This window comes from Pseudomonas sp. M47T1 (genome assembly GCF_000263855.1).
GTDB lineage: Bacteria > Pseudomonadota > Gammaproteobacteria > Pseudomonadales > Pseudomonadaceae > Aquipseudomonas.
The window spans coordinates 185,336-207,121 of sequence record NZ_AJWX01000001.1; the positions used below are offsets into that span (position 1 = coordinate 185,336).

The 21,786-nt window shown below is 64.0% G+C and carries 20 protein-coding genes; 9 read left to right on the top strand and 11 right to left on the bottom strand.

Annotated elements, in window-relative coordinates:
* Positions 1–49 precede the first annotated feature (49 nt).
* The 3 genes from PMM47T1_RS00880 to PMM47T1_RS00890 are packed head-to-tail and all read right to left on the bottom strand — an operon-like array spanning position 50 to position 2,192.
* On the bottom strand, positions 50–640 hold the full coding sequence (locus tag PMM47T1_RS00880; protein WP_008364889.1) for a YggT family protein: 591 nt from the start codon (positions 638–640) through the stop codon (positions 50–52).
* Between the two features lie 10 nt (positions 641–650).
* Positions 651–1,469, bottom strand: coding sequence for a pyrroline-5-carboxylate reductase (proC, locus tag PMM47T1_RS00885; RefSeq protein WP_008364892.1), 819 nt, complete (start codon positions 1,467–1,469; stop codon positions 651–653).
* A gap of 36 nt (positions 1,470–1,505) precedes the next feature.
* On the bottom strand, positions 1,506–2,192 hold the full coding sequence (locus PMM47T1_RS00890; RefSeq protein ID WP_008364894.1) for a YggS family pyridoxal phosphate-dependent enzyme: 687 nt from the start codon (positions 2,190–2,192) through the stop codon (positions 1,506–1,508).
* A gap of 66 nt (positions 2,193–2,258) precedes the next feature.
* On the opposite strand from PMM47T1_RS00890, the gene PMM47T1_RS00895 reads away from it, so the two are divergent.
* Both PMM47T1_RS00895 and PMM47T1_RS00900 read left to right on the top strand, forming a co-directional pair.
* Entirely contained in the window at positions 2,259–3,293 is a 1,035-nt protein-coding gene (locus tag PMM47T1_RS00895; protein WP_008364895.1) for a type IV pilus twitching motility protein PilT, read from the top strand.
* Positions 3,294–3,346: 53 nt separating this feature from the next.
* Positions 3,347–4,477 carry a PilT/PilU family type 4a pilus ATPase gene (locus tag PMM47T1_RS00900; protein WP_008364897.1) on the top strand — a complete coding sequence of 377 codons (1,131 nt, stop codon included), beginning with the start codon at positions 3,347–3,349 and terminating at the stop codon, positions 4,475–4,477.
* 1 nt (position 4,478) lies between these two features.
* Here PMM47T1_RS00900 and PMM47T1_RS00905 read toward each other — a convergent pair whose 3' ends face one another.
* Positions 4,479–5,162 (bottom strand): C40 family peptidase, encoded by a 684-nt coding sequence (locus PMM47T1_RS00905; protein ID WP_043300594.1) that lies wholly within the window; start codon positions 5,160–5,162, stop codon positions 4,479–4,481.
* A gap of 249 nt (positions 5,163–5,411) precedes the next feature.
* Here PMM47T1_RS00905 and PMM47T1_RS00910 point away from each other — a divergent pair, with 249 nt between their 5' ends.
* Positions 5,412–5,831, top strand: a complete 420-nt coding sequence (locus tag PMM47T1_RS00910; RefSeq protein ID WP_008364900.1) for an NINE protein — start codon at positions 5,412–5,414, stop codon at positions 5,829–5,831.
* A gap of 104 nt (positions 5,832–5,935) precedes the next feature.
* Here the strand turns inward: PMM47T1_RS00910 and PMM47T1_RS00915 are convergent, their stop codons facing one another.
* The 7 genes from PMM47T1_RS00915 to gshB form a co-directional block, all read right to left on the bottom strand.
* Complete coding sequence (locus PMM47T1_RS00915) at positions 5,936–7,207, bottom strand: dihydroorotase (RefSeq protein WP_008364901.1); 1,272 nt, start codon at positions 7,205–7,207, stop codon at positions 5,936–5,938.
* Entirely contained in the window at positions 7,204–8,208 is a 1,005-nt protein-coding gene (locus PMM47T1_RS00920) for an aspartate carbamoyltransferase catalytic subunit (RefSeq protein WP_008364903.1), read from the bottom strand. Before PMM47T1_RS00920 ends, PMM47T1_RS00915 begins: the two co-directional genes overlap by 4 nt.
* 12 nt (positions 8,209–8,220) lie before the next feature.
* Entirely contained in the window at positions 8,221–8,733 is a 513-nt protein-coding gene (gene pyrR / locus PMM47T1_RS00925) for a bifunctional pyr operon transcriptional regulator/uracil phosphoribosyltransferase PyrR (RefSeq protein WP_008364904.1), read from the bottom strand.
* Positions 8,734–8,783: 50 nt separating this feature from the next.
* Complete coding sequence (ruvX, locus tag PMM47T1_RS00930) at positions 8,784–9,224, bottom strand: Holliday junction resolvase RuvX (RefSeq protein WP_008364905.1); 441 nt, start codon at positions 9,222–9,224, stop codon at positions 8,784–8,786.
* Entirely contained in the window at positions 9,224–9,793 is a 570-nt protein-coding gene (locus PMM47T1_RS00935) for a YqgE/AlgH family protein (RefSeq protein WP_008364907.1), read from the bottom strand. Before PMM47T1_RS00935 ends, ruvX begins: the two co-directional genes overlap by 1 nt.
* A 64-nt stretch (positions 9,794–9,857) precedes the next feature.
* A complete protein-coding gene (locus PMM47T1_RS00940) occupies positions 9,858–10,763 on the bottom strand; it encodes an energy transducer TonB (protein WP_008364910.1) in 906 nt (301 codons plus the stop codon).
* 111 nt (positions 10,764–10,874) lie between these two features.
* Positions 10,875–11,828: a glutathione synthase gene (gene gshB / locus PMM47T1_RS00945; RefSeq protein ID WP_008364913.1), complete on the bottom strand. Its 954-nt coding sequence runs from the start codon at positions 11,826–11,828 to the stop codon at positions 10,875–10,877.
* A 187-nt stretch (positions 11,829–12,015) separates the two neighbouring features.
* On the opposite strand from gshB, the gene pilG reads away from it, so the two are divergent.
* From pilG to PMM47T1_RS00975, 6 genes are read left to right on the top strand one after another with little or no spacing between them, the layout of a single operon-like run.
* Positions 12,016–12,414, top strand: coding sequence for a twitching motility response regulator PilG (gene pilG, locus PMM47T1_RS00950; RefSeq protein WP_008364915.1), 399 nt, complete (start codon positions 12,016–12,018; stop codon positions 12,412–12,414).
* A gap of 21 nt (positions 12,415–12,435) precedes the next feature.
* Positions 12,436–12,801, top strand: a complete 366-nt coding sequence (gene pilH / locus PMM47T1_RS00955; protein WP_008364917.1) for a twitching motility response regulator PilH — start codon at positions 12,436–12,438, stop codon at positions 12,799–12,801.
* Between the two features lie 9 nt (positions 12,802–12,810).
* Entirely contained in the window at positions 12,811–13,344 is a 534-nt protein-coding gene (locus tag PMM47T1_RS00960; RefSeq protein WP_008364919.1) for a chemotaxis protein CheW, read from the top strand.
* A gap of 56 nt (positions 13,345–13,400) precedes the next feature.
* On the top strand, positions 13,401–15,449 hold the full coding sequence (locus PMM47T1_RS00965) for a methyl-accepting chemotaxis protein (protein WP_008364920.1): 2,049 nt from the start codon (positions 13,401–13,403) through the stop codon (positions 15,447–15,449).
* Positions 15,450–15,475: 26 nt separating this feature from the next.
* Positions 15,476–21,331, top strand: coding sequence for an Hpt domain-containing protein (locus PMM47T1_RS00970; protein ID WP_008364922.1), 5,856 nt, complete (start codon positions 15,476–15,478; stop codon positions 21,329–21,331).
* On the top strand, positions 21,324–21,782 hold the full coding sequence (locus tag PMM47T1_RS00975; protein ID WP_008364924.1) for a chemotaxis protein CheW: 459 nt from the start codon (positions 21,324–21,326) through the stop codon (positions 21,780–21,782). The genes PMM47T1_RS00970 and PMM47T1_RS00975 overlap by 8 nt, the downstream gene beginning before the upstream one ends.
* Positions 21,783–21,786: the final 4 nt, after the last annotated feature.

The window sequence follows — 21,786 nt, forward strand, 5'->3', positions numbered from 1 at the left end:
GCGCTCAAAAAGCTCGCTCGCAAGGCAGCTCCCACAACATTCAGCTGAGTCAGACCATGCGCCACAGCACTTCAGGCATGCCCGCCAGGATGGCCAGGCGCGGCATGAAGAAGCTCTGCACGACCTGGATGGCCAGGAAGGCGAAAATCGGCGAGATGTCCATGCCACCCAGGTTCGGCACGATACGGCGGAATGGCGCCAGGAACGGCTCGCTGATCTGGTAGGCCAGTTCGGCAGCCGGGTTGTGCGTGCCCGGTGCTACCCACGACACGATGACCATGACGATCATGGCCAGCCAGAAGATCTTCAGGAACAGCGAAAACACGCCGATCAGAGCCCAGATCAGCAAGTGCGGCAGGTCGAGGATGGTGCCGAAGTTGATCATCATCACCGCCGCCATCAGCAGGGTCTGAATGATCAGCGCCAGCAGCAACGACGAGGTGTCCAGGCCGCCGATGCTGGGGATGAGCCGGCGAATGGGCTTGAGCAGCGGCTGAGTGGCGCGCACTGCGAACTGGCTGAGCGGGTTGTAGAAGTCGGCCTTCACCAGCTGCAGCACGAAACGCAGCAGCACGATTGCCAGGTAGAAACTGACCAGCGTTTGCACCACGAAAATGGTGGCGTCAGAAATTGCATTCATGCAGAACTCCTCACTTGCCCAATTGTTCGGCCATCTCGGCCGAGCGGTGTGCAGCAGCGCCAAGCGCCTTTTCCACCAGGGCTTCGAAACCGTTGGCCTGGAACGACTTGATTGCAGCTTCGGTGGTGCCGGCCGGCGAGGTGACCCGGCGGCGCAGCTCGGCGGCGTCGACGTCGCTGGCGACTGCCATGTGCGCGGCGCCCAGGGCGGTCTGCAACGTCAGCTTGGCTGCGGTTTCACGCGGCAGGCCAAGTTTTTCGCCGGCGGCGGTCATGGCTTCGATCAGCAGGAAGAAGTACGCCGGGCCGCTGCCCGACACGGCAGTGACCGCGTCCAGCTGTTGCTCTTCGTCCAGCCACAGGGCCATGCCCACGGCCGACAGCAGGGCTTCTGCCTGGAGGCGTTGCTCACTCGTCACCTGGGCAGTGGCGTACAGGCCGCTGACGCCCTGGCGCAGCAAGGCCGGGGTGTTGGGCATGCAGCGCACGATCGGCTGGTCGCCCAGCCACTGGGTCATGCTGGCGCAGGTGATGCCCGCAGCGATCGATACCACCACTTGCGAGGGCGAAAGGCTGGGGCGCAGGGCTTCGCACACGGCTTTCATGGCCTGGGGCTTGACCGCCAGTACCACCACGTCGGCGCCTTCGATGGCCTGGCCGTTATCGGCGAAGGTGTCGATGCCGTGCTCGGCACTGATTCTGGCGCGGGTGTCGGCGCCCGGGTCGCTGGCGCGGATCTGCGCCGCTTCCAGGCCTTGTGCACGCAGGCCGCCGATCAGGCTGGCAGCCATGTTTCCGGCGCCGATAAAGGCAATACAAGTCTTGCTCATGACAGGTCCTTGAGAGGTTGTGCGGAGGAGCCCGCGCTAGGGTTGGCCATAGTCGCGGGCGCCGAACAGGGCAGTGCCGATACGCACCCAGGTGGCACCTTGTGCAACGGCAGCCTCCAGGTCGTGGCTCATGCCCATGGATAACGTGTCCAGTGGCAGGTTCAGGCTTTCTTGCAAGGTGCGCACGGTGGCTAAGGCCGCGTCTTGTTCGGCGCGGTCCTCGGTAGGTTCGGGGATGGCCATCAGGCCACGCAGCTTCAGCCGTGGCAGCGCGGCAATCGCCGTGGCCAGGGCCGGCAGGTCGGCAGCGGTGCAGCCGGACTTGCTGGTTTCGCCGCTGACATTCACCTGAATGCAGATGTTCAGCGGTGGCAGGTCGGCGGGGCGCTGTTCGGACAGGCGTTGGGCAATCTTGAGGCGATCCACGGAGTGCACCCAGTCAAAGTGCTCGGCAATGGCACGAGTCTTGTTGGACTGAATGGGGCCGATGAAATGCCAAGTCAAGGGCAGGTCGGCCAATTGCTCCTGTTTGCCCAAGGCTTCCTGAAGGTAATTTTCGCCGAATTCACGGATTCCGACGGCGAACGCCTCGCGAACGGCCTCGGCCGGCTTGGTCTTGCTCACGGCCAGCAGGCCAATGCTGGCCGGGTCGCGCTGCACGGCCTTTGCGGCGGCATCGATTCGGGCGCTTACCCGTAAAACGTTGTCTGCTATCGTGGACATTAATTTGTGCCAGCGGGTCTTGGGGTCCGGGGCATTCTACCTGCTTGTCTGTTTTTGGGGAGTCTCATGGACATTACTGAGTTGTTGGCTTTCAGCGCCAAGCAAGGCGCATCGGACCTGCACCTGTCAGCCGGGCTGCCGCCAATGATCCGGGTCGATGGTGATGTACGTAGAATCAATTTGCCACCGCTGGACCACAAACAGGTCCACGAGCTTATCTACGACATCATGAACGACAAGCAGCGCAAGGACTTCGAGGAGTACCTGGAAACCGACTTCTCCTTCGAAGTGCCTGGCGTGGCCCGCTTCCGGGTCAACGCCTTTAACCAGAACCGCGGCGCCGGCGCAGTCTTCCGAACCATCCCCTCCAAGGTCTTGACCATGGAAGACCTGGGCATGGGGGATGTGTTTCGAAAGATTACCGACGTGCCTCGCGGGCTGGTGCTGGTCACCGGGCCGACCGGTTCAGGCAAGTCCACCACCCTGGCGGCGATGATCGATTACCTGAACAACAACAAACATCACCACATCCTCACCATTGAAGACCCGATCGAATTCGTCCACGAGTCCAAGAAGTGCCTGGTCAACCAGCGCGAGGTGCACCGCGACACTTTGGGTTTCTCCAATGCCCTGCGCTCGGCCTTGCGCGAAGACCCGGACATCATCCTGGTGGGCGAGATGCGCGACCTGGAAACCATCCGCCTGGCCCTGACGGCAGCTGAAACCGGCCACCTGGTGTTCGGCACGCTGCACACCACGTCCGCAGCCAAGACCATAGACCGGGTGGTGGACGTGTTCCCCGCCGAAGAAAAGTCCATGGTCCGCTCCATGCTGTCCGAGTCGCTGCAGGCCGTTATTTCCCAGACCTTGCTTAAAAAGATCGGCGGCGGTCGGGTGGCGGCCCACGAAGTCATGATCGGCACCCCGGCCATTCGTAACCTGATCCGCGAGGACAAGGTGGCGCAGATGTACTCGTCCATCCAGACCGGTGGCGCGCTGGGCATGCAAACCCTGGACATGTGCCTCAAGGACCTGGTGGCCCGTGGTGTGATCGGCCGCGATGCCGCGCGGGAGAAGGCCAAGACCCCGGACAACTTCTAGGCACCCAGCGGGTCTGAGCTTTAGGCCAAGGGTTGCGGACACGAGGGCAGGGCATGGAGTTCGAGAAGCTGTTGCGGTTGATGGTGGACAAGGGCGGTTCCGACTTGTTCATCACCCCTGGCCTGCCGCCGTCGCTCAAGGTGCACGGCAAGATCATGCCCGTCACCAAGAGCGCCATGAGCCCCGAGCAGGTGCGCGAGGCCGTTCTGGGCCTGATGACCGAGGTCCAGCGCCAGGAGTTTGCCGAGCACCGTGAGTGCAACTTTGCCATTCACGCCCGCGACATCGGCCGCTTCCGGGTCAGCGCATTCTGCCAGCGCAGCCTGCCGGCCATGGTGCTCAGGCGCATAGAAAGCCGTATTCCCACCTTCGATGACCTCAAGCTGCCCGACACCCTCAAGGGCCTGGCCATGCTCAAGCGTGGGCTGGTACTGGTGGTGGGTGCCACCGGCACCGGCAAGTCGTCCACCCTGGCGGCGATGATCGACCACCGCAGCAGGCACAGCACCGGGCACATTATCACCATCGAAGACCCCATCGAGTTCCTCCACGAGCATCAGCGCTGTATCGTCACCCAGCGTGAGGTGGGTATCGACACCGACTCGTTCGAGGTGGCGCTGCGCAACACCCTGCGCCAGGCGCCGGACGTGATCATGATTGGCGAGGTGCGCAGCCGCGAAACCATGGGCCAGGCGCTCAGCTTTGCCGAAACCGGGCACCTGTGCGTGGCCACGCTGCACGCCTCCAATGCCGACCAGGCGCTGGAGCGGGTGATCAGCTTCTTCCCGGTGGACCGCCATGCGCAGGTGTGGATGGAGTTGTCGCTGAACCTGCGGGCCATCATTGCCCAGCAACTGATTCCCACCCCAGACGGCGCTGGACGCCGTGCGGTGGTGGAAATATTGGTGAACACGCCGCTGGTGGCGGACCGTATCCGCAAGGGCGAGGTGCCCGGGCTGAAAACGCTGATGCGCCGCACCAATGACCAGGGCATGCGTACGCTGGATCAGGCGTTGTATGAGTTGTACCGGGAGAAGGCGATCAGCTACGAGGATGCGCTTGCCTATGCCGACTCGGCCAATGACCTGCGGCTGATGATCAAGCTGGAGTCCAGCGCGGGCGCGGAGCCCAGGGAGGGGTTGAACCTGGCGCCGGAACGAGGGCCGACGCCAGGGTCACGCTGAATCAGCGTTGAACGACGCGCATGGCCTGGTCTTTCGGCAGCACGCGCTTGGCAACAACATAGTGTTCCTGCCAGTAGGGCTTGTTCAGCGTGTCGATGGACACGGCCTTGCCACGACGCGGTGCGTGGATGAACCGATCGTTGCCCAGGTAGATGGCCACGTGGTTGACTCGGCGGCTCTTGATGTTGAAGAACAGCAGGTCGCCCGGCTTCAGGTCCTTCTGGTCTACCTTCTGGCCGTGGCCGGCGGCCATGGCGTTGGACGTGCGTGGCAGGTCTACTGCATGCACGTCGTTGAAGGCATATTTTACCAGTCCGCTGCAATCGAACCCTTTACTTGGGCTGCTGCCGCCCCAACGATAAGGGGTACCGAGCACGTTCACCGCGCGTGACAGCACTTCGCTGCTCTGCTTGGGCGACATCTGTGCGACGGCGCCCAGTGTCTGGCTATTGCCCGTGTGGCGGCTGCCGTGGCGGCTGCGAGCCGACTGCTTCTTGCTGCGGCTGGAGGTTTTGCTGGCAATCACCTCGGGCTGTTCTGCCGGGGCGGGTGAGTGTTCTGCTGCGCCTGTCTTGGCAGCGTGGCCGGTGAAGCCGGCGGGAAGTCTTTGCTCACGATTGGTGGCGTGGGCGGCCAGTGGCAATAATAGGCAGATGGTTAGCCATGTCTTCAAAAATGGACGCATTCGGCAAGGCTCTTGTGGGTAAGCGCGCAACTTTATAACAGCTTTTTGATCAGTTTTTAACCCGCTTGTCGGCAGCGATCCTGATCGAAAAATGATCAATCTACGGCAAATTCTCACAATTTTTGCGTGGAAGTCAGGCAGGGCAAGGGTTTGCCCGACTCACCGGTCACGTGACCACACGTCGGCACGAGACAAAAAAGTCACATAAACGTTTAGAAAATTTAATTATCAGAGGGTACAAGACCGCTCATGAATAGCTATCAGCAAGACAGCCGCTACCAGGATACCCACAGCAAAGTGCTGGGGTACCTGCTGTGGATTTTCGGCTTTACCGGTTCTCATCGCTTCTATTACGGCAAGCCGGTGACAGGCACGATCTGGTTCTTTACCTTTGGCTTGTTCGGTATTGGCTGGCTGATCGACCTGTTCCTGATCCCGTCCATGGACCGTGAAGCCGACATGCGCTTCTTCGCCGGCCCCACCGATTACAACGCAGGCTGGATCCTGCTGACGTTCCTGGGAGTATTCGGCGTGCATCGCATGTACCAGGGCAAGTGGATCAGCGGCCTGATCTACCTGCTGACGGGCGGGCTGTTCCTGATTGGCGTGCTTTACGACTTCTGGACCCTGAACGACCAGATCTCCCTGAAAAACGCACAGAACCGCTGACGTCTGGATATGAGGTGACGCCTTCGCGGGCACGGCCCGCTCCTGCAGGGGTTGCGTAATCCCGCAGGCGCAGGCCGTGTCCGCGAAAGAGGCGCCGCAGTTCGTCAGGCGGTATGGGTGATATGGCCGTCCACCAGCGTGTAGCGCACCGCGCCTGGCAGCACGTGGCCCAGGAAGGGGCAGTTGTCGCCCTTGGACAGCCAGCGCTCGCCCGCCACGGTGGATACGTTGCGGGCAAACAGCACCAGGTCCGCAGGGCCACCCACGGTCAATTCGCCAACGGGCAAGCGCAACGCCTTGGCTGGGCCGCTGCTCAGGCGTGCCAGCAAGGTAGGCAGGTCGAGCAGGCCGTCTTCCACCAGGGTCAGTGCCAGTGGCAGCAGCAGCTCGACACTGCTGATGCCTGGCTCGGTGGCACCGAACGGCGCCAGCTTGGCATCGCGCTCGTGGGGCTGGTGGTGGCTGGCGATGGCCTGGATCACCCCCGACTTCACCCCTTCACGCAATGCGTCACGGTCGGCGCGGGTGCGCAGCGGCGGTTGCACGTGGTACAGGCTGGAGAAGTCGATCAGCGCCTCGTCCGTCAATATCAACTGATACAGGGCAACATCGGCGGTCACCGGCAGGCCGCGCGCTTGGGCCTGGGCAATCAGTTCTACGCCGCGCGCGCTGGTCAGCTGGCTGAAATGGGCACGCACGCCGCTCTGTTCCACCAACAGCAGATCACGGGCCAAGGCCACGGTCTCGGCAGTTTCGGGAATGCCCGACAGGCCCAGGAAGCTGGCGGTCGGGCCTTCATGTGCCAGGCCACCTTGGGCCAGGTCGCGGTCCTGGGAGTGGAAGATCACTGTCAGGTCGAAGGTGGCGGCATATTCCAGTGCCCGGCACAGGGTGCGGGTATTCTGGAAGCTGGTCAGGCCGTTGCCAAACGCCACGCAGCCAGCGTCACGCAGCGCCACCAGCTCAGCCAGTTGCTCGCCTTCCAGGCCCTTGCTCAGGGCGCCGATGGGGAACACCTTGGCGTTGCCGGCTTCGCGGGCACGGTCCAGGATCAGTTCGGCCACGGCCGAGGTGTCCAGTACCGGCTTGGTGCGTGGCGGGCAGCACAGGCTGGTGACGCCGCCAGCGGCAGCGGCACGGGTTTCGCTGGCGATGCTGCCCTTGCGGCTGTAGCCCGGCTCGCGCAGGGCCACGCTCAGGTCTACAAGGCCGGGGGCGACGATCAGGCCGTTGGCTTCCAGCGTCTGGCTGGCAACAAAGCCGGCTGGTGCTGTGCCCAGGGCCAGGATCTTGCCTTCGCTGATATGCAGGTCGGTGGTTTGGTCCAGGCCGGTGGCGGGGTCGATGGCGCGAGCGCCGAGGATACTGAGGCTCACTGGGCGTTCTCCTGGTCGAATTGACGCTGGCCGTTCTGGCCGCTCATGGCCATGGACAGCACGGCCATGCGCACGGCGATGCCGTAGGTGACCTGGTTGAGAATGACCGAGTGGGCCCCATCGGCCACGGCCGACTCGATTTCCACGCCGCGGTTGATCGGCCCCGGGTGCATCACGATGCAATCGGGCTTGGCGCCAGCCAGGCGCGCGGTGGTCAGGCCGAAAAGGCGGTAGAACTCGCCTTCGCTGGGCAGCAGGCCGCCCGCCATGCGTTCACGTTGCAGGCGCAGCATGATCACCACGTCCACATTTTTCAGGCCCTGCTCAAGGTCGGTGTAGACCTTGACGCCGTACTGCTCGACGCCAACCGGCAACAGGGTCTTGGGTGCCACCACGCGAATGTCCGGGCAGCCCAAAGCCTTGAGCGCGATCATGTTCGAGCGCGCCACCCGCGAATGCAGGATATCGCCGACGATCGCCACCGAGAGGTTCTCGAAGCCACCTTTGTGGCGACGGATGGTGAGCATATCGAGCATCCCCTGAGTGGGGTGCGCGTGACGGCCGTCGCCGCCGTTGATGATGGCCACTTCCGGGCACACGTGCTCGGCAATGAAGTGCGCGGCGCCGGAATCGGCGTGGCGCACCACGAACATGTCGGCGGCCATGGCCTCCAGGTTGCGCAGGGTGTCGAACAGCGTCTCGCCCTTGCTGGTGGACGAGGTGGATACGTTCAGGGTGATGACGTCGGCCGACAGCCGCTGAGCGGCCAGTTCGAAGGTGGTACGGGTGCGCGTGGAGTTCTCGAAGAACACGTTGCACACGGTCTTGCCGCGCAGCAGCGGGACCTTCTTGACCGCCCGGGCGCCCACTTCAAGGAACGAGTCGGCAGTGTCGAGGATGTCTGTCAGCAGCTCGCGGGACAACCCGTCGAGCGAAAGAAAATGGCGCAGCTGGCCCTGATCATTGAGCTGCAGCGGGCGCTTGGCATCGATAGGCGTCATCGCGGGGGACTCTTAAAGGGCGCAAGCGAGGTCCTGGCGCTCGAGAGCGAGCGGCGAGGGGCCGGTCAGTTTTACCCGCTCGTGGGGAGCCAGGGACAGGGTGGCGCCCACCACATTGGGGCGTATGGGCAGCTCGCCAGCGTCCAGGTCCAGCAGGCTGACCAGGGTCACGCTGGCCGGGCGGCCGTAGTCGAACAGCTCGTTGAGGGCGGCACGAACGGTGCGGCCGCTCATCAGCACGTCATCCACCAGAATCAGGTGCTGGCCTTCGATTTCAAAGGGCAGGTCCGAAGGGCGCACCTGCGGGTGCAGGCCGTTCTGGCTGAAATCGTCACGGTAGAAGGACACGTCCAGGGTGCCCAGTGGCGCATCATTGCCCAGGGCTTCGAGCAAGGCCCGTGCTACCCAGACACCACCGGTGCGGATGCCGATGAAACGTGGTTCGCTGATGCCGCGCCTGGCCAGGTGGGCCGTGAGGTCGACGGCCATCTGGCTGATCAGTTGGGCGGGGTTTGGCAGGCTCATGACGTGCTCCTTGAAAGGCCGGGCGGCAGGTGCCCGGCTTCGAAACGGGATCAGGAATCGAACTGGCCCGCGTTTTCCTCCAGCCAGCCTTGCAGCAGCAGGGCGGCGGCAATGGCGTCCACTGGGTTGTCGCGGTAGCTGCCTTTCTGGCCGCCACGGTCGCGGCGCTGGCCCTTGGCCTCGAAGGTGGTCAGGCGTTCGTCGTGGGTGTGCACCGGCAGGTTGAAGCGGCCGTTGATGCGGCGGGCGAATTTTTCCGCGCGCTCGCACATTTCGCTGGGGGTGCCATCCATGTTCAGGGGCAGGCCGACGACAATGGCGTCGGGCTTCCACTCCTTGATCAGGGCTTCCACCTGGTTCCAGTCCGGCACGCCATTCTGCGCCTTGAGGGTGCACAGCTCGCGGGCCTGGCCGGTGATGACCTGGCCAACCGCCACGCCAATCTGTTTGGTGCCGTAGTCGAAGCCCAGCAGCAGTCGTATCGCGGCCATCAAGCGTGCCCCGCCTGGTTGGTGAGCAGGCTGAGGTTGACCCCCAGCAAGGCTGCGGCGGCGCCCAGGCGTTGCTCGCTGTCCATGCCGAACAGGATGTCGGCGTCGAACGGGCAGGTCAGCCAGGCATTGTCGGCCAGTTCGGCTTCCAGCTGGCCGGCTTCCCAGCCGGCATAGCCCAGGGTGATCAGGCTTTGCTTGGGGCCCAGGCCATCGGCGATGGCGAACAGCACGTCTTGGGAAGTGGACAGCGAGATGCCGCCCAGTTCCACGGTGGCCTGGTAGGTCGGACCGCTGGGGTGCAGCACGAAGCCACGGTCGGTTTGCACCGGGCCGCCACCATAGATGGGAATCAACTGGCAACGGGCTGGCGGCTCTACGTCGGGGCGCAACTGTTCGAGGATATCGGCCAGGTTCAGTTCCTGGGGCCGGTTGACCACCAGACCCATGGCGCCATTGGCCGTGTGCTCGACAATGTAGGTCAAGGTCTGTGCAAAGTTCGGGTCCGCCATGTGGGGCATGGCGATCAGGAATTGATGCTTGAGGTAACTCGGATCGACGTTCTTCATACCCAGTAGTGTGGCGTCGAGCAGCCGGGCTGACAAGCCGACATTGACGACTGTTTCGTGGCTGTCAGTTGCTGGAAAGACGGTCGCCCTTGGCAAAGCGCCAGGTGCGGATGATTTCCAGGCGATCGACGTCCGACAGGTCGCCGGTGAAGGGCGCGAACGGTGCAGCCAGGCGCACGATGCGCTGGGCGGCCTGGTCCAGCAGTGGTTGCCCGGAGGACTCCAGCACCAGCACGTCGTATAGCGAGCCGTCACTGTTGATGGACACCATCAGGCGCAGGCTGCCGTAGATCTGCTGGCGTCGTGCTTCCTCGGGGTAGTTGAGGTTGCCGATGCGTTCGACCTTCTTGCGCCAGTCGTCTTTGTACCAGGCACCCTTGTCGTGCATGGTCGAGGCCGCTGTCAGACGGTGAATGCGCGGGCGCTTGGCATACAACTGCTGCTCGTGGGCCAGCTCGGCCTCAAGGCTGGAAATTTCGCTGGACAGCTTGGTGCTGTCGAAATCGGGGGTGGGCTGCTTGGGCTGGGCGTCCTGCTTGACCACGTCGTGGCGGGTGTCGACCTTCTGCGGCTTGGGCGCCACGGTGGTCACGGCCTTTTTCACCGGTGCAGTTTCGGGCTTGACCTGGGGCTTGGGCACCGGCGGCGGGGTGACCTTGTTGATCACGTTGTCCTGGAAGGGCGCCACTTCGGTGGTCTTGGGCAACGCCTTCTTGTCCAGGGTACCGCTGCCCTGCTGGTTGTCCTGGGCCAGATAATCGGCTTTCTTCGGTGCCTTGGCGTCCTTGAAGGTCGACAGGGTGATTTCCAGCGTCTGGCGGATTTCCTCAGGTTTGACCACGGTGAAGCTCACCCCCAGGATCAGCGCCAGGTGAACCAGCGCTGCCACGAACAGGGTGAAGCCGAGCCTGTCCGCCGGGCGCACGGAAGCACGGGAATACTTGGCAGGGATGTCGGTTGCGGCAGTCATCGGTTATCCGGCGGTCGTGCAGCGCAGGGGTTGAGCCGGCAGTGCACGCCCAACAGCAAAAAATGGGCGTGCATCATAACGCACTGCGTGGAAAAACCCCTGCCTTGTCGCTCAGCGAGCCTGCAGCTTGCGATCGATGGCATCCATCAGCTGGGCGCCGATATGGGTGCCGAAGGCCGCATCGATCTCGCGGATGCAGGTAGGGCTGGTGACGTTGATTTCGGTCAGGTTCTCGCCAATCACGTCCAGGCCCACGAACAGCAGGCCCTTGGCACGCAGGGTTGGCCCTACCTGCTCGGCGATCCAGCGGTCCTTGTCGGTCAGCGGGCGCGCTTCGCCACGGCCGCCGGCGGCCAGGTTGCCGCGGGTCTCGCCGGCAGCCGGGATACGTGCCAGGCAATAGGGTACCGGCTCGCCGTCGATCATCAGGATGCGCTTGTCGCCGTCCTTGATGGCCGGCAGGTAGGCTTGCGCCATGATCTGCTGGGTGCCATTGGCGGTCAGGGTTTCCAGGATCACCGACAGGTTGGGGTCGCCCGGGCGGTGACGGAAGATCGAGGTACCGCCCATGCCGTCCAGCGGCTTGAGGATCACGTCACCGTGCTCGGCAGCGAACTGGCGCAGGATGTCGGCGCGGCGGCTGACCAGGGTCGGCGGGGTGAGCTGCGGAAACAGCGTGGCGAACATCTTCTCGTTGCAGTCACGCAGCGATTGCGGCTTGTTGACCACCAGTACGCCGTCGTTCTCCGCTTGTTCGAGCAGATACGTCGAATAGACGAATTCCAGATCGAAGGGCGGGTCCTTGCGCATCAGGATCACGTCCAGGTCGGCCAGCGGGGCATCGACCTCGGACTCGAATTCGAACCAGTGCTCGGGGTTGGCGAAGACTTTCAGCGCGCGCATCCGCGCGCGTGCCTTGCCGCCGGCCTGGTAAAGGTCCTGGATTTCCATGTGAAACAGGGTCCAGCCGCGCTCCTGGGCTGCCAGCAACATGGCCAGCGAGCTGTCCTTCTTGTAGGAGATTTCGGCGATGGGGTCCATGACAATGCCGAGGCGTACGCTCATGGGAAGCTCCTTTGGACGGCTAGGGCCGCCGTAGACAGGTCTTGAAAAGTGGCGTCAGGGTGGCGCCGCCAGGCCTCGGGGTCAAGGGGGCTGTTGATGGAATGCACTTCCTGAGTGTGCTAAAAAGACTTGTTATTGTGGGAGCCGGTTCACCGGCGAGTTTTTCAGCCTCCCAAAGCAGATCCCGATGAAACAAGTCCCCACCGCACTCAAGGTCATGGTAATCGACGATTCGAAGACGATTCGCCGCACCGCGCAGATGCTGCTGGAAAACGTGGGCTGCGAAGTGATCACGGCCACTGACGGTTTCGATGCGTTGGCCAAGATTGCCGACAACCATCCGCGTATCATCTTTGTCGATATCATGATGCCGCGCCTGGACGGTTACCAGACCTGCGCATTGATCAAGAACAACAGCGCTTTCAAGGCAACGCCGGTGATCATGCTGTCGTCCCGCGATGGCCTGTTCGACAAGGCCCGCGGGCGCATCGTGGGCTCCGACCAGTTCCTGACCAAGCCTTTCAGCCGTGAAGAACTGCTGGGTGCCATCCGGGCTCACGTACCAGGCTTTGCCGCCGCGCACTAATTAATGAAGATGGGGAACAGCATGGCTCGTATTCTGATCGTCGACGATTCGCCGACCGAAATGTACAAACTGACCAGCATGCTCGAGAAGCATGGTCATGAAGTGCTCAAGGCCGAGAACGGCGCCGACGGCGTGGCCCTGGCCCGCCAGGAAAAGCCCGATGCGGTGCTGATGGACATCGTCATGCCCGGCCTCAATGGCTTCCAGGCCACGCGCCAGTTGCACAAAGACCCGGAAACCGAGCACATCAAGGTAATCATCATCACCACCAAGGACCAGGAAACCGACAAGGTGTGGGGTACCCGCCAGGGCGCCAAGGACTACCTGACCAAGCCGGTGGAAGAGGAAACCCTGATCAAGACGCTGAACGCCGTGCTGGCGGGCTGACCGCCGGCCATGGCGCAGACCGCCTTCGAACTCCTGCTGGACATAGACCAGCGCTGTCGGCAGTTGGCCGCGCAGTTGCCGTCCCAGGAAAGCCGCCTGCAAACCTGGAGCGGTATCGGCTTTCGCCTGGGCGGCCACTGGTACGTGGCGCCCATGGGCGAGGTGGCCGAAGTGCTGCACGAGCCGCGGCTGACCCGCGTGCCCGGGGTCAAGCCCTGGTTGCTGGGGGTGGCCAACGTGCGTGGGCGGCTGCTGCCGGTCATGGACCTGTGCGGCCTGCTCGGCCACGGGCCGTTGGCCGCACATAAGCAGCGGCGCGTGCTGGTGATAGACCGTGACGACCTGTTTGCTGGCCTGCTGGTGGACGAAGTGGGCGGTTTGCAGCACTTTCCGCTGTACAGCCTGGACCTGTCGGTAGCCGCGGACCTGCCCCAGGGCATGGCAGCCTTCGTGCAGGGCCATTTTCAGCGCGACCAGTTGTGGAACGTATTCAGTCCCTTTGCGTTGGTACAGTTACCCGGGTTCATGAATGTGGCACTTTGATACGCCAAACTGCCGGATTCGGGCAATGGATTGGCAGTACAGGCGGGGGCCTGAGAATGAATAAGGCAACAACCGGCAAATCGGTGCAGGCATCACGCAGCAGCGCGCAGATCGCGGGGCTTTTCGTTGCCCTGATTGTGTCGATCATGCTGCTGTTCGCCAACTTCGCCTACCTTAATACCCAGTCCAACTACGACAAGCAGTACATCGGCAACGCAGGCGAACTGCGGGTTCTGTCGCAGAACATCGCCAAGAACGCCACCGAAGCTGCCTCGGGGAAACCCCAGGCGTTCAAGTTGCTGGCCGAGGCGCGCAATGACTTCGACCGGCGCTGGAGCCTGCTCAAGTCCGGTGACACCGGCACAGGCCTGCCCCCGGCACCGGCTGCCGTGCACCAGGAAATGCGCCTGGTACAGCGCGACTGGGAAAGCCTGCGCAAGAACACCGACGCCATTCTCGCCAGCGAGCAGACCGTACTGTCCCTGCACCAGGTGGCGGCAACGCTGGGCGAAACCGTGCCGCAATTGCAGGTCGAGTACGAAAAGGTCGTGGAAATCCTGCTGCAGCGCGGCGCGCCAGCCAGCCAGGTCGCTGTGGCCCAGCGCCAGTCGCTGCTGGCCGAGCGCATCCTGGGGTCGGTGAATACCGTGCTGTCGGGTGACGAGACGGCGGCAGCGGCGGCCGAGTCGTTCGGCCGTGATGCCAACCGCTTCGGGCAGGTGCTCAAAGGCATGCTCGACGGTGACCCGAGCATCCAGATCAGCCAGGTACAGGACAGCGATGCCCGGGCGCGGCTCAAGGAAATTGCCGAGCTGTTCGAGTTCGTCTCCGGCTCGGTGGACGAAATCCTCGAGACTTCGCCGCAGCTGTTCCAGGTGCGCGAGGCCTCGACCACGATTTTTACCCTGTCACAGACCCTGCTCGATGAAGCCTCGCACCTGGCCACCAGTTTCGAACACCTGGCCGGCTCGCGCACCCTGGATACCGTGGGCGGCTATGTACTGGGCCTGCTGGCCCTGGGTTCGATCATTCTGATTGGCCTGGTGATGGTGCGCGAAACCAACCGCCAGTTGCGCGAGACCGCCCTGAAGAATGAGCGTAACCAGGCGGCAATCATGCGCCTGCTCGATGAGATCGAGGACCTGGCCGACGGTGATCTCACGGTTACCGCCTCGGTGACCGAGGAGTTCACCGGCACCATTGCCGACTCCATCAACTACTCCATCGACCAGTTGCGCGACCTGGTGGCCACTATCAACCTCACCGCCGAGGAAGTGGCCGCCGCCGTGCAGGACACCCAGGCCAGCGCTCGCCAGCTGGCGCGTGCCTCGGAGATGCAGGCACAGCAGATCAGCGAGGCGTCCATGGCCATCAGCGACATGGCCGAGTCCATCGACCGCGTGTCCACCAATGCCTGGGAGTCGGCCAAGGTGGCCGAGCGTTCGGTGACCATCGCCAGCAAGGGCAGTGAAGTGGTGCACAACACCATTCGCGGCATGGACAACATTCGCGAACAGATTCAGGACACCTCCAAGCGCATCAAGCGCCTTGGCGAGTCTTCCCAGGAAATCGGCGACATAATAAGCCTGATCGACGACATTGCCGACCAGACCAATATCCTGGCATTGAACGCGGCCATCCAGGCGTCCATGGCCGGCGAGGCCGGACGTGGGTTTGCCGTGGTCGCCGACGAGGTGCAGCGCCTTGCTGAGCGCTCGTCATCGGCCACCCGGCAGATCGAGACCTTGGTGCGGGCGATCCAGGCCGACACTAATGAAGCGGTGATTTCCATGGAGCAGACCACCTTCGAAGTGGTGCGCGGCGCGCGCCTTGCCCATGACGCCGGGGTGGCGCTGGAAGAGATCGAAGGGGTGTCCGAAGACCTCGCGGCGCTGATCCAGACCATTTCCAATGCCGCGCAGCAGCAGACCAGCTCAGCGGGGCAGATTTCCCATACCATGTCGGTTATTCAGCAGATCACCGAGCAGACCTCGTCCGGCACCACCACCACGGCCGAGAGCATCGGCAACCTGGCGAAGATGGCCAGCGAGATGCGCCGCTCGGTGTCCGGGTTCACCTTGCCCGCGGTTCGGGAGCCGAGCTGAGGTGACGCATCACCAGGGGACGCGACATGGCTGACCGGCACGATTACGTAGCGCTGGAATGGGTCAAGGGCGAAATCGTCGAGACCCTCAAGCAGGCGCGCTCGGCACTCGACGCCTTTGTCGCCGAGCCCCATGCCGGCGAGGCCATGGGCCGCTGCCTGGGCTACCTGCACCAGGTTCACGGCAGTCTGCAAATGGTGGAGTTCTACGGCGCCGCGCTGTTTGCCGAGGAAATCGAGCACCTGGGCCGCGCCCTGGCCCACGGCCGCGTCACCCAACAGGCCGAAGCGGTGAAATGGCTGCTGCTGGCCTTCACGCAACTGCCCTTATACCTGGACCAGGTGCACCTGGCCCGGCGCGATCTGCCTCTGGTGGTACTGCCTTTGATTAATGATTTGCGTAACGCACGCGGCGCCTCGCCGTTGGCGGAAACCAGCCTGTTCGGCGTGGAACTGCCCACCCCGGAGGCGCTCGACGTATCCGAACTGGCCCAACTGGATAGCTCGCAATGGCTCGAGCTGCTGCGCAAGCTGCGGCAAAGCCTGCAACAGGCACTGGTGGGGTTGCTGCGCGATCAGGACGTGGCCACCCACCTGGGGCAACTGGCGCGGGTGTTCTCGCGGCTCGAAGAGACCTCCATGGGCGCGCCGTTGAGCCCCTTGTGGCAAGTGGCCCTGGCCCTGGTGGAGGGTTTGCAAAGCGGCGTGGTGACCCACAGCCCGGCGCTGCACAGCCTGCTCAAGGATTGCGACCGCGAGTTACAGCGGGTGTTGGAAGAGGGCGTATCGGGCATCAACCAGCCGGCGCCGGCGCAATTGCTCAAGGGCCTGCTGTTTTATGTGGCCACCGCCAGCGGCCAGTCGCCGCGTTTGCAGAAGCTGCGCGAAGCCTATGAGCTGGGTGATCCTCCGGCGCCAGGGCGCTTTCTGGCCCAGGACCAGGCCCACCTGGTATTGCCCGACCCCGACGCCTTGCGTTCGGTGGTGAGTGCGCTGTGCGAGGAACTGGTGCGGGTCAAGGAACAGCTCGATCACTTCGTGCGCGGCGATCGCCAGCACGTGGCCGAGCTGGATGCCCTGGTACCGCCATTGCGCCAGGTCACCGACACCCTGGCAGTGCTGGGCTTTGGCCAGCCGCGCAAGGTCATTCTCGACCAGATGGCCGTGGTTCATGGCCTGGCCCAGGGCGTTCGCGAGCCCAACGACTCGGTGCTGATGGACGTCGCCGGAGCGCTGCTGTACGTGGAGTCCACCCTGATCGGCATGGTGGGCCCCGATGAGCCGTCCCGGGCTGACGATAGCCGTCTGCCCAGCACCGACCTCACCCAGATCCACCAGTTGGTGATCAAGGAAGCGCGCTTTGGCCTGCAACAGGCCAAGGACATGATCAGCGAATACCTGGACTCGGGCAGCGACCGTGAGCGCTTGCAGCCTTTGCCCGAATTGCTGACCCAGGTACGCGGGGCGCTGGCGATGATTCCGCTGGCCCGTGCCGCCGCGTTACTGGAGGCCTGCAACGACTACATCAAAGCCCATTTGCTGGCCGAGCCGCAACAGCCCGAAGCCCGGCAACTGGACAATTTCGCCGATGCGCTCAGCGCCATCGAATACTACCTGGAACGCCTCAGCGAAGACCCCCAGGCCCCCGGTGAGCGCCTGCTCGATGTGGCCGAGGAAGGCTTGGCAGCGCTGGGCTACCAGCCGGCAGTGTTGGAGGTGCCGGTGCTGGACGACGTGCTCGGGCCCGCCGAAGCGCTGGTGATGCGCGACCTGCAAGCGCTGGACAGCCCGCAGGTGTCGCGCTCGCTGGCCGAGGTGCTGGCCGCCCCGGTGCCTGGGTTCAACCCGCCGGCGCAATCGGCGCCCACCAGCCTGTTGCCGCCGCCCGCAGGCGAAGCGCCGGTGGACGACGAGCTGCGCGAAGTGTTTCTGGAAGAAACCGACGAAGTCCTGCATGTACTGCGTGAGTACTTGCCGCGCTGGGCAGCCGACCATAACGACCAGCGTTCGCTGACCGAGCTGCGTCGCGCCTTTCATACCCTCAAGGGCAGTGGCCGCATGGTGCGCGCGCTGGTGCTGGGGGAGCTGGCCTGGGCATGTGAAAACCTGCTGAACCGCGTGCTGGATAAAAGTGTGGCTGAACCGGCGGTGGTTGCCGGGCTGTTGGCTGAGGTGCTGGATGTGTTGCCCCAGGTGGCCAAGGATTTCGCCGAACAGCACCAGCGCCAGCGCGATGACGTGGACCAGTTGGCGGCCCGCGCTCACCAGCTGGCCAGCGCTGCCGTGGTACCGGCTGGTATCGACCCGCAGTTGCTGGACATCTTTCGCAACGAAGCGTTGGGCCACCTGGCCACCGTCGATCGCTTCCTGGCCTCGGCCGAGCCTGGCCATGCGCTTGTCGACGACGGCCTGCAACGTGCATTGCACACCCTCAAGGGCAGCGCCTACATGGCAGGCGTGCTGCCGATAGCCGAACTGGCCAGTCCGTTCGACGCATTGACCCGCGAGTACAAGGCGCATCAGTGGCCCATGCAAGTCAGTGATCTGGCGCTGTTGACCCACGCCGTAGGGTACTGGCACCAGGGCCTGGCGCAACTCACGCGTAGCCCGCTCGCTGCTATTGCGGGCGCCTCGTCACTGGCCGCCGAGGTAGCCGAGCAGCTTGAACAGCGCCTGCAACCGCTGGGCGACTCACCTGCGGCCACGTGTGATCCGCACTCCACCCAGGTGTTCCTGCACCTGGGTATGGATATTCTCTACGACAGCGAGTCGCTGCTGCGTAGCTGGCGGCAGCAACCAGCCTCTCGGCATGAGTTGGAACGCTTGCTGGATGAGCTGACTCGCCTGGGCGAGGCCGCGCAATTGGCCGACCTGCCTGCGGTGGACGAGCTATGCGAGGCCTTGCTGGATGTGTACGGGGCGGTGGAAGAAAGCAGCCTGAGCGCCAACGAGTCGTTTTTCGACGAAGCCGAGCGCGCCCATGACGCATTGATCGATATGCTCGACCAGATCGCCGCCGGCCAGGCCGTGGCGCTGCAACCGGGGCGCATCCAGGCCCTGCACGGCTTGCTGGAACTAGGGCTGGCGCCCGATGCAATGGGCCGGGTGGGCAGCGACGGCATTACCGAACTGGCGACGCTGACCGGGCAATTGCAACAGCAGGCGCCAACGGCGACCGCAGATGACGACATAATCGCCTTCTTTCTCGATGAAGCCGCCGACATCCTCGACAGCGCCGACCAGGCGCTGCAACGCTGGCTGGCCGACCCCGACAACCTGGCCCCGCTGTCATCGCTGCAGCGCGACCTGCACACCCTTAAGGGTGGCGCGCGCATGGCCGACGTTGGCGCCATCGACGAGTTGGCCGAGCAGCTGGAACGGTTATACGAGGCCCTGGCCAAACGCCGCCAAGTGTTCAGCGAACACTTGGTGAATCTGCTGCTCGACAGCCATGAGCAGCTGGCGACCATGCTGGAACACTTGCAGCGAGGCCAGGCGGCCAGCGCTGCCGATGACCTGGTGCAGGCGCTGGCCGAACTGCGGCAGGGCGGCACCCCGGCAGTGGCGCAGGCACCCGCAGCCCCGGAGGCCACAGGCGATAGCGAACTGCTGGAAGTGTTCCTCGAGGAAGGCTTCGACATTGTCGAAAGCTGCGGGGCGGCCTTGCAGCGTTGGCAGCAGGACCCGCGCAATACCCTGGAAGTCGAAAACCTGCTGCGCGACCTGCATACCCTCAAGGGCGGCGCGCGGATGGTCGAAATCGCGCCCATCGGCGACCTTGCCCATGAACTGGAATTCCTCTACGAAAACCTCTCCGCCGGGGTACTCGCCCCGAGCCCTGCGCTGTTCAGCCTGCTGCAAAATGGCCATGACGCGCTGGCGCACATGCTTGATACCCTGCGTCTGCACCAGCCGGTGCAGGCGGTTACCGGGCTGATCGCGGCCATTCGCGGGTTTGTCAGCCCGGTGCCGGCCACGCCCCTGCCCGAGCGCGCGGTGCTGCTGCCCGAACAGCCTGCGGCGGCGCCAGAACGGGCGCCGGGGGACATGGTCAAGGTTGCCGCCGAACTGTTGGAAGACTTGGGCAACCTGGCGGGCGAAACCTCGATTTTCCGTGGCCGCATCGAACAGCAGGTCAACGATGCGCAGGTTGCCTTGGGCGAGATGGAAACCACCATCGAGCGCATGCGCGAACAGCTTCGCCGCCTGGACACCGAGACCCAGGGGCGCATCCTCAGCCGCCAGCACGCCGACAACGATCGCCAGGGCTATGAGGACTTCGACCCGTTGGAAATGGATCGCCACTCGCAGTTGCAGCAACTGTCGCGCGCCTTGTTCGAGTCAGCCTCCGACCTGCTGGACCTGCAAGAAACCCTGGCCGCGCGCAATCACGAGGCGCACAAGCTGTTGCAGCTGCAGGCCAGGGTCAACACGCAATTGCAGGAAGGCCTGATGCGCACCCGCATGGTGCCGTTCGAGCGCATGGTGCCGCGCTTGCAGCGCCTGGTGCGGCAGGTGGCGGGTGAGTTGGGCAAACAGGTGGAATTCGACGTCGCCAATGCCGAGGGCGAGATGGACCGCAGCGTGCTGGAGCGTATGCTGGCCCCGCTGGAACACATGCTGCGCAACGCCGTCGACCATGGCCTGGAAGCCATCGAGGTGCGCCGTGCCACCGGCAAGCCCGAGCAGGGGCGCATTACCCTGAACCTGCTGCACGAGGGCGGCGACATTGTCATCGAACTCAGCGACGACGGCGCCGGCATCCCGCTGGAGGCGGTGCGGGCCAAGGCCATCAAGCGCGGCCTGATCGAGGCGGGCAGCGTCATCAGCGACCACGACGTGCTGCAATTCATCCTGCAACCGGGCTTTTCCACGGCGGCCAAGGTCACCCAGATCTCGGGTCGCGGGCTGGGCATGGACGTGGTGCACGAAGAGGTCAAGCAGCTGGGCGGCACGATGATCATCGACTCCCGGGCGGGGCAGGGCGCGCGCTTCCAGATCCGCTTGCCATTCAGTGTGTCGGTCAACCGGGCGCTGATGGTGCAGTGTGCCGACGAGGTCTACGCGCTGCCGCTCAATGGCCTGGAAGGCATTGTGCGGGTGATGCCGGCCGAGCTTGAAGACTATTACCAGGTGGACCCGCCGCGCTATCACTACGGCGGGCAGAGCTACGACCTGCGTTACCTCAGCGACCTGCTGTACAACACCCCGCGGCCGCAGTTGCTGGGCCAGACCCAACCCCTGCCGGTCCTGTTGATTCACGGTCAGGACCAGCAGATGGCGGTGCAGGTGGATGCGTTGGCCGGCTCGCGGGAAATCGTGGTCAAGAGCCTGGGGCCGCAGTTCGCCGGGGTGCAGGGCCTGTCCGGCGCGACCATCCTGGGCGATGGCCGGGTGGTGCTGATTCTCGACCTGCTGGCCCAGGTGCGTGCGGCCCATGCCCGGCAGATGCAACAGGCGCCGACCCCTGCGCAGGCACCGCTGCAGCCCGGGGGCGTGGAGCAGAGCCGGCCGCGGCTGGTCATGGTGGTGGATGATTCGGTGACCGTGCGCAAGGTTACCAGCCGGCTGCTGGAGCGCCACGGCATGAACGTGTTGACCGCCAAGGACGGCGTCGATGCCATGGCCCTGTTGCAGGACCACCTGCCCGACGTATTGCTGCTGGACATTGAAATGCCACGCATGGACGGTTTTGAAGTGGCCACCGAAATTCGCCGCGACCCGCGACTCAAGGACCTGCCGATCATCATGATCACCTCTCGCACCGGGCAGAAGCACCGTGAACGGGCAATGGCCATTGGCGTCAATGACTACCTGGGCAAGCCCTACCAGGAATCGGTGCTGCTCGACAGCATCGCGCAATGGAGCCGCAGCCATGCTTGAGCGCGCCATCGGCCGCCGCACCACCCTGACCGCGCTGTTGCTGCCATTGTCCGACCGTACCCTGGTGCTGCCCAATGTGGCCGTGGCCGAACTCATCGGCTACCAGTACGGCCAGCCCGCCCCGGACCGTCCGGCCTGGCACCTTGGGCACATTACCTGGCGCAACCAATTGCTGCCGCTGGTCAGCTTCGAAGCCGCCTGTGGCGCGGCGGCGGTGGTGGGCGAACATGCGCGCATCGTCGTGCTCAATGCCGTGGGCGACAGCCCGCTGCGCTTCATCGCGTTGTTGATCCAGGGCGTGCCCCGCTCGTGCCGGCTGGACAGCCAGCTCAGTTATGTTGACGTACCGCTGGCAGCGCTGGAAGTGGCAGCAGTGCAGATAGGTGAACAGGTGGCGAAGGTGCCGGACCTTGCCGGGATCGAACGCCTGCTGGACGCTGCCGCGCTCTGACAAG

Bases quoted from the DNA above. Each gene is read 5' to 3' on its own strand.
- PMM47T1_RS00880 (WP_008364889.1), bottom strand. From the start codon at position 640: ATGAATGCAATTTCTGACGCCACCATTTTCGTGGTGCAAACGCTGGTC.
- proC (WP_008364892.1), bottom strand. From the start codon at position 1,469: ATGAGCAAGACTTGTATTGCCTTTATCGGCGCCGGAAACATGGCTGCC.
- PMM47T1_RS00890 (WP_008364894.1), bottom strand. From the start codon at position 2,192: ATGTCCACGATAGCAGACAACGTTTTACGGGTAAGCGCCCGAATCGAT.
- PMM47T1_RS00895 (WP_008364895.1), top strand. From the start codon at position 2,259: ATGGACATTACTGAGTTGTTGGCTTTCAGCGCCAAGCAAGGCGCATCG.
- PMM47T1_RS00900 (WP_008364897.1), top strand. From the start codon at position 3,347: ATGGAGTTCGAGAAGCTGTTGCGGTTGATGGTGGACAAGGGCGGTTCC.
- PMM47T1_RS00905 (WP_043300594.1), bottom strand. From the start codon at position 5,162: ATGCGTCCATTTTTGAAGACATGGCTAACCATCTGCCTATTATTGCCA.
- PMM47T1_RS00910 (WP_008364900.1), top strand. From the start codon at position 5,412: ATGAATAGCTATCAGCAAGACAGCCGCTACCAGGATACCCACAGCAAA.
- PMM47T1_RS00920 (WP_008364903.1), bottom strand. From the start codon at position 8,208: ATGACGCCTATCGATGCCAAGCGCCCGCTGCAGCTCAATGATCAGGGC.
- pyrR (WP_008364904.1), bottom strand. From the start codon at position 8,733: ATGAGCCTGCCAAACCCCGCCCAACTGATCAGCCAGATGGCCGTCGAC.
- ruvX (WP_008364905.1), bottom strand. From the start codon at position 9,224: ATGGCCGCGATACGACTGCTGCTGGGCTTCGACTACGGCACCAAACAG.
- PMM47T1_RS00935 (WP_008364907.1), bottom strand. From the start codon at position 9,793: ATGAAGAACGTCGATCCGAGTTACCTCAAGCATCAATTCCTGATCGCC.
- PMM47T1_RS00940 (WP_008364910.1), bottom strand. From the start codon at position 10,763: ATGACTGCCGCAACCGACATCCCTGCCAAGTATTCCCGTGCTTCCGTG.
- gshB (WP_008364913.1), bottom strand. From the start codon at position 11,828: ATGAGCGTACGCCTCGGCATTGTCATGGACCCCATCGCCGAAATCTCC.
- pilG (WP_008364915.1), top strand. From the start codon at position 12,016: ATGAAACAAGTCCCCACCGCACTCAAGGTCATGGTAATCGACGATTCG.
- pilH (WP_008364917.1), top strand. From the start codon at position 12,436: ATGGCTCGTATTCTGATCGTCGACGATTCGCCGACCGAAATGTACAAA.
- PMM47T1_RS00960 (WP_008364919.1), top strand. From the start codon at position 12,811: ATGGCGCAGACCGCCTTCGAACTCCTGCTGGACATAGACCAGCGCTGT.
- PMM47T1_RS00965 (WP_008364920.1), top strand. From the start codon at position 13,401: ATGAATAAGGCAACAACCGGCAAATCGGTGCAGGCATCACGCAGCAGC.
- PMM47T1_RS00970 (WP_008364922.1), top strand. From the start codon at position 15,476: ATGGCTGACCGGCACGATTACGTAGCGCTGGAATGGGTCAAGGGCGAA.
- PMM47T1_RS00975 (WP_008364924.1), top strand. From the start codon at position 21,324: ATGCTTGAGCGCGCCATCGGCCGCCGCACCACCCTGACCGCGCTGTTG.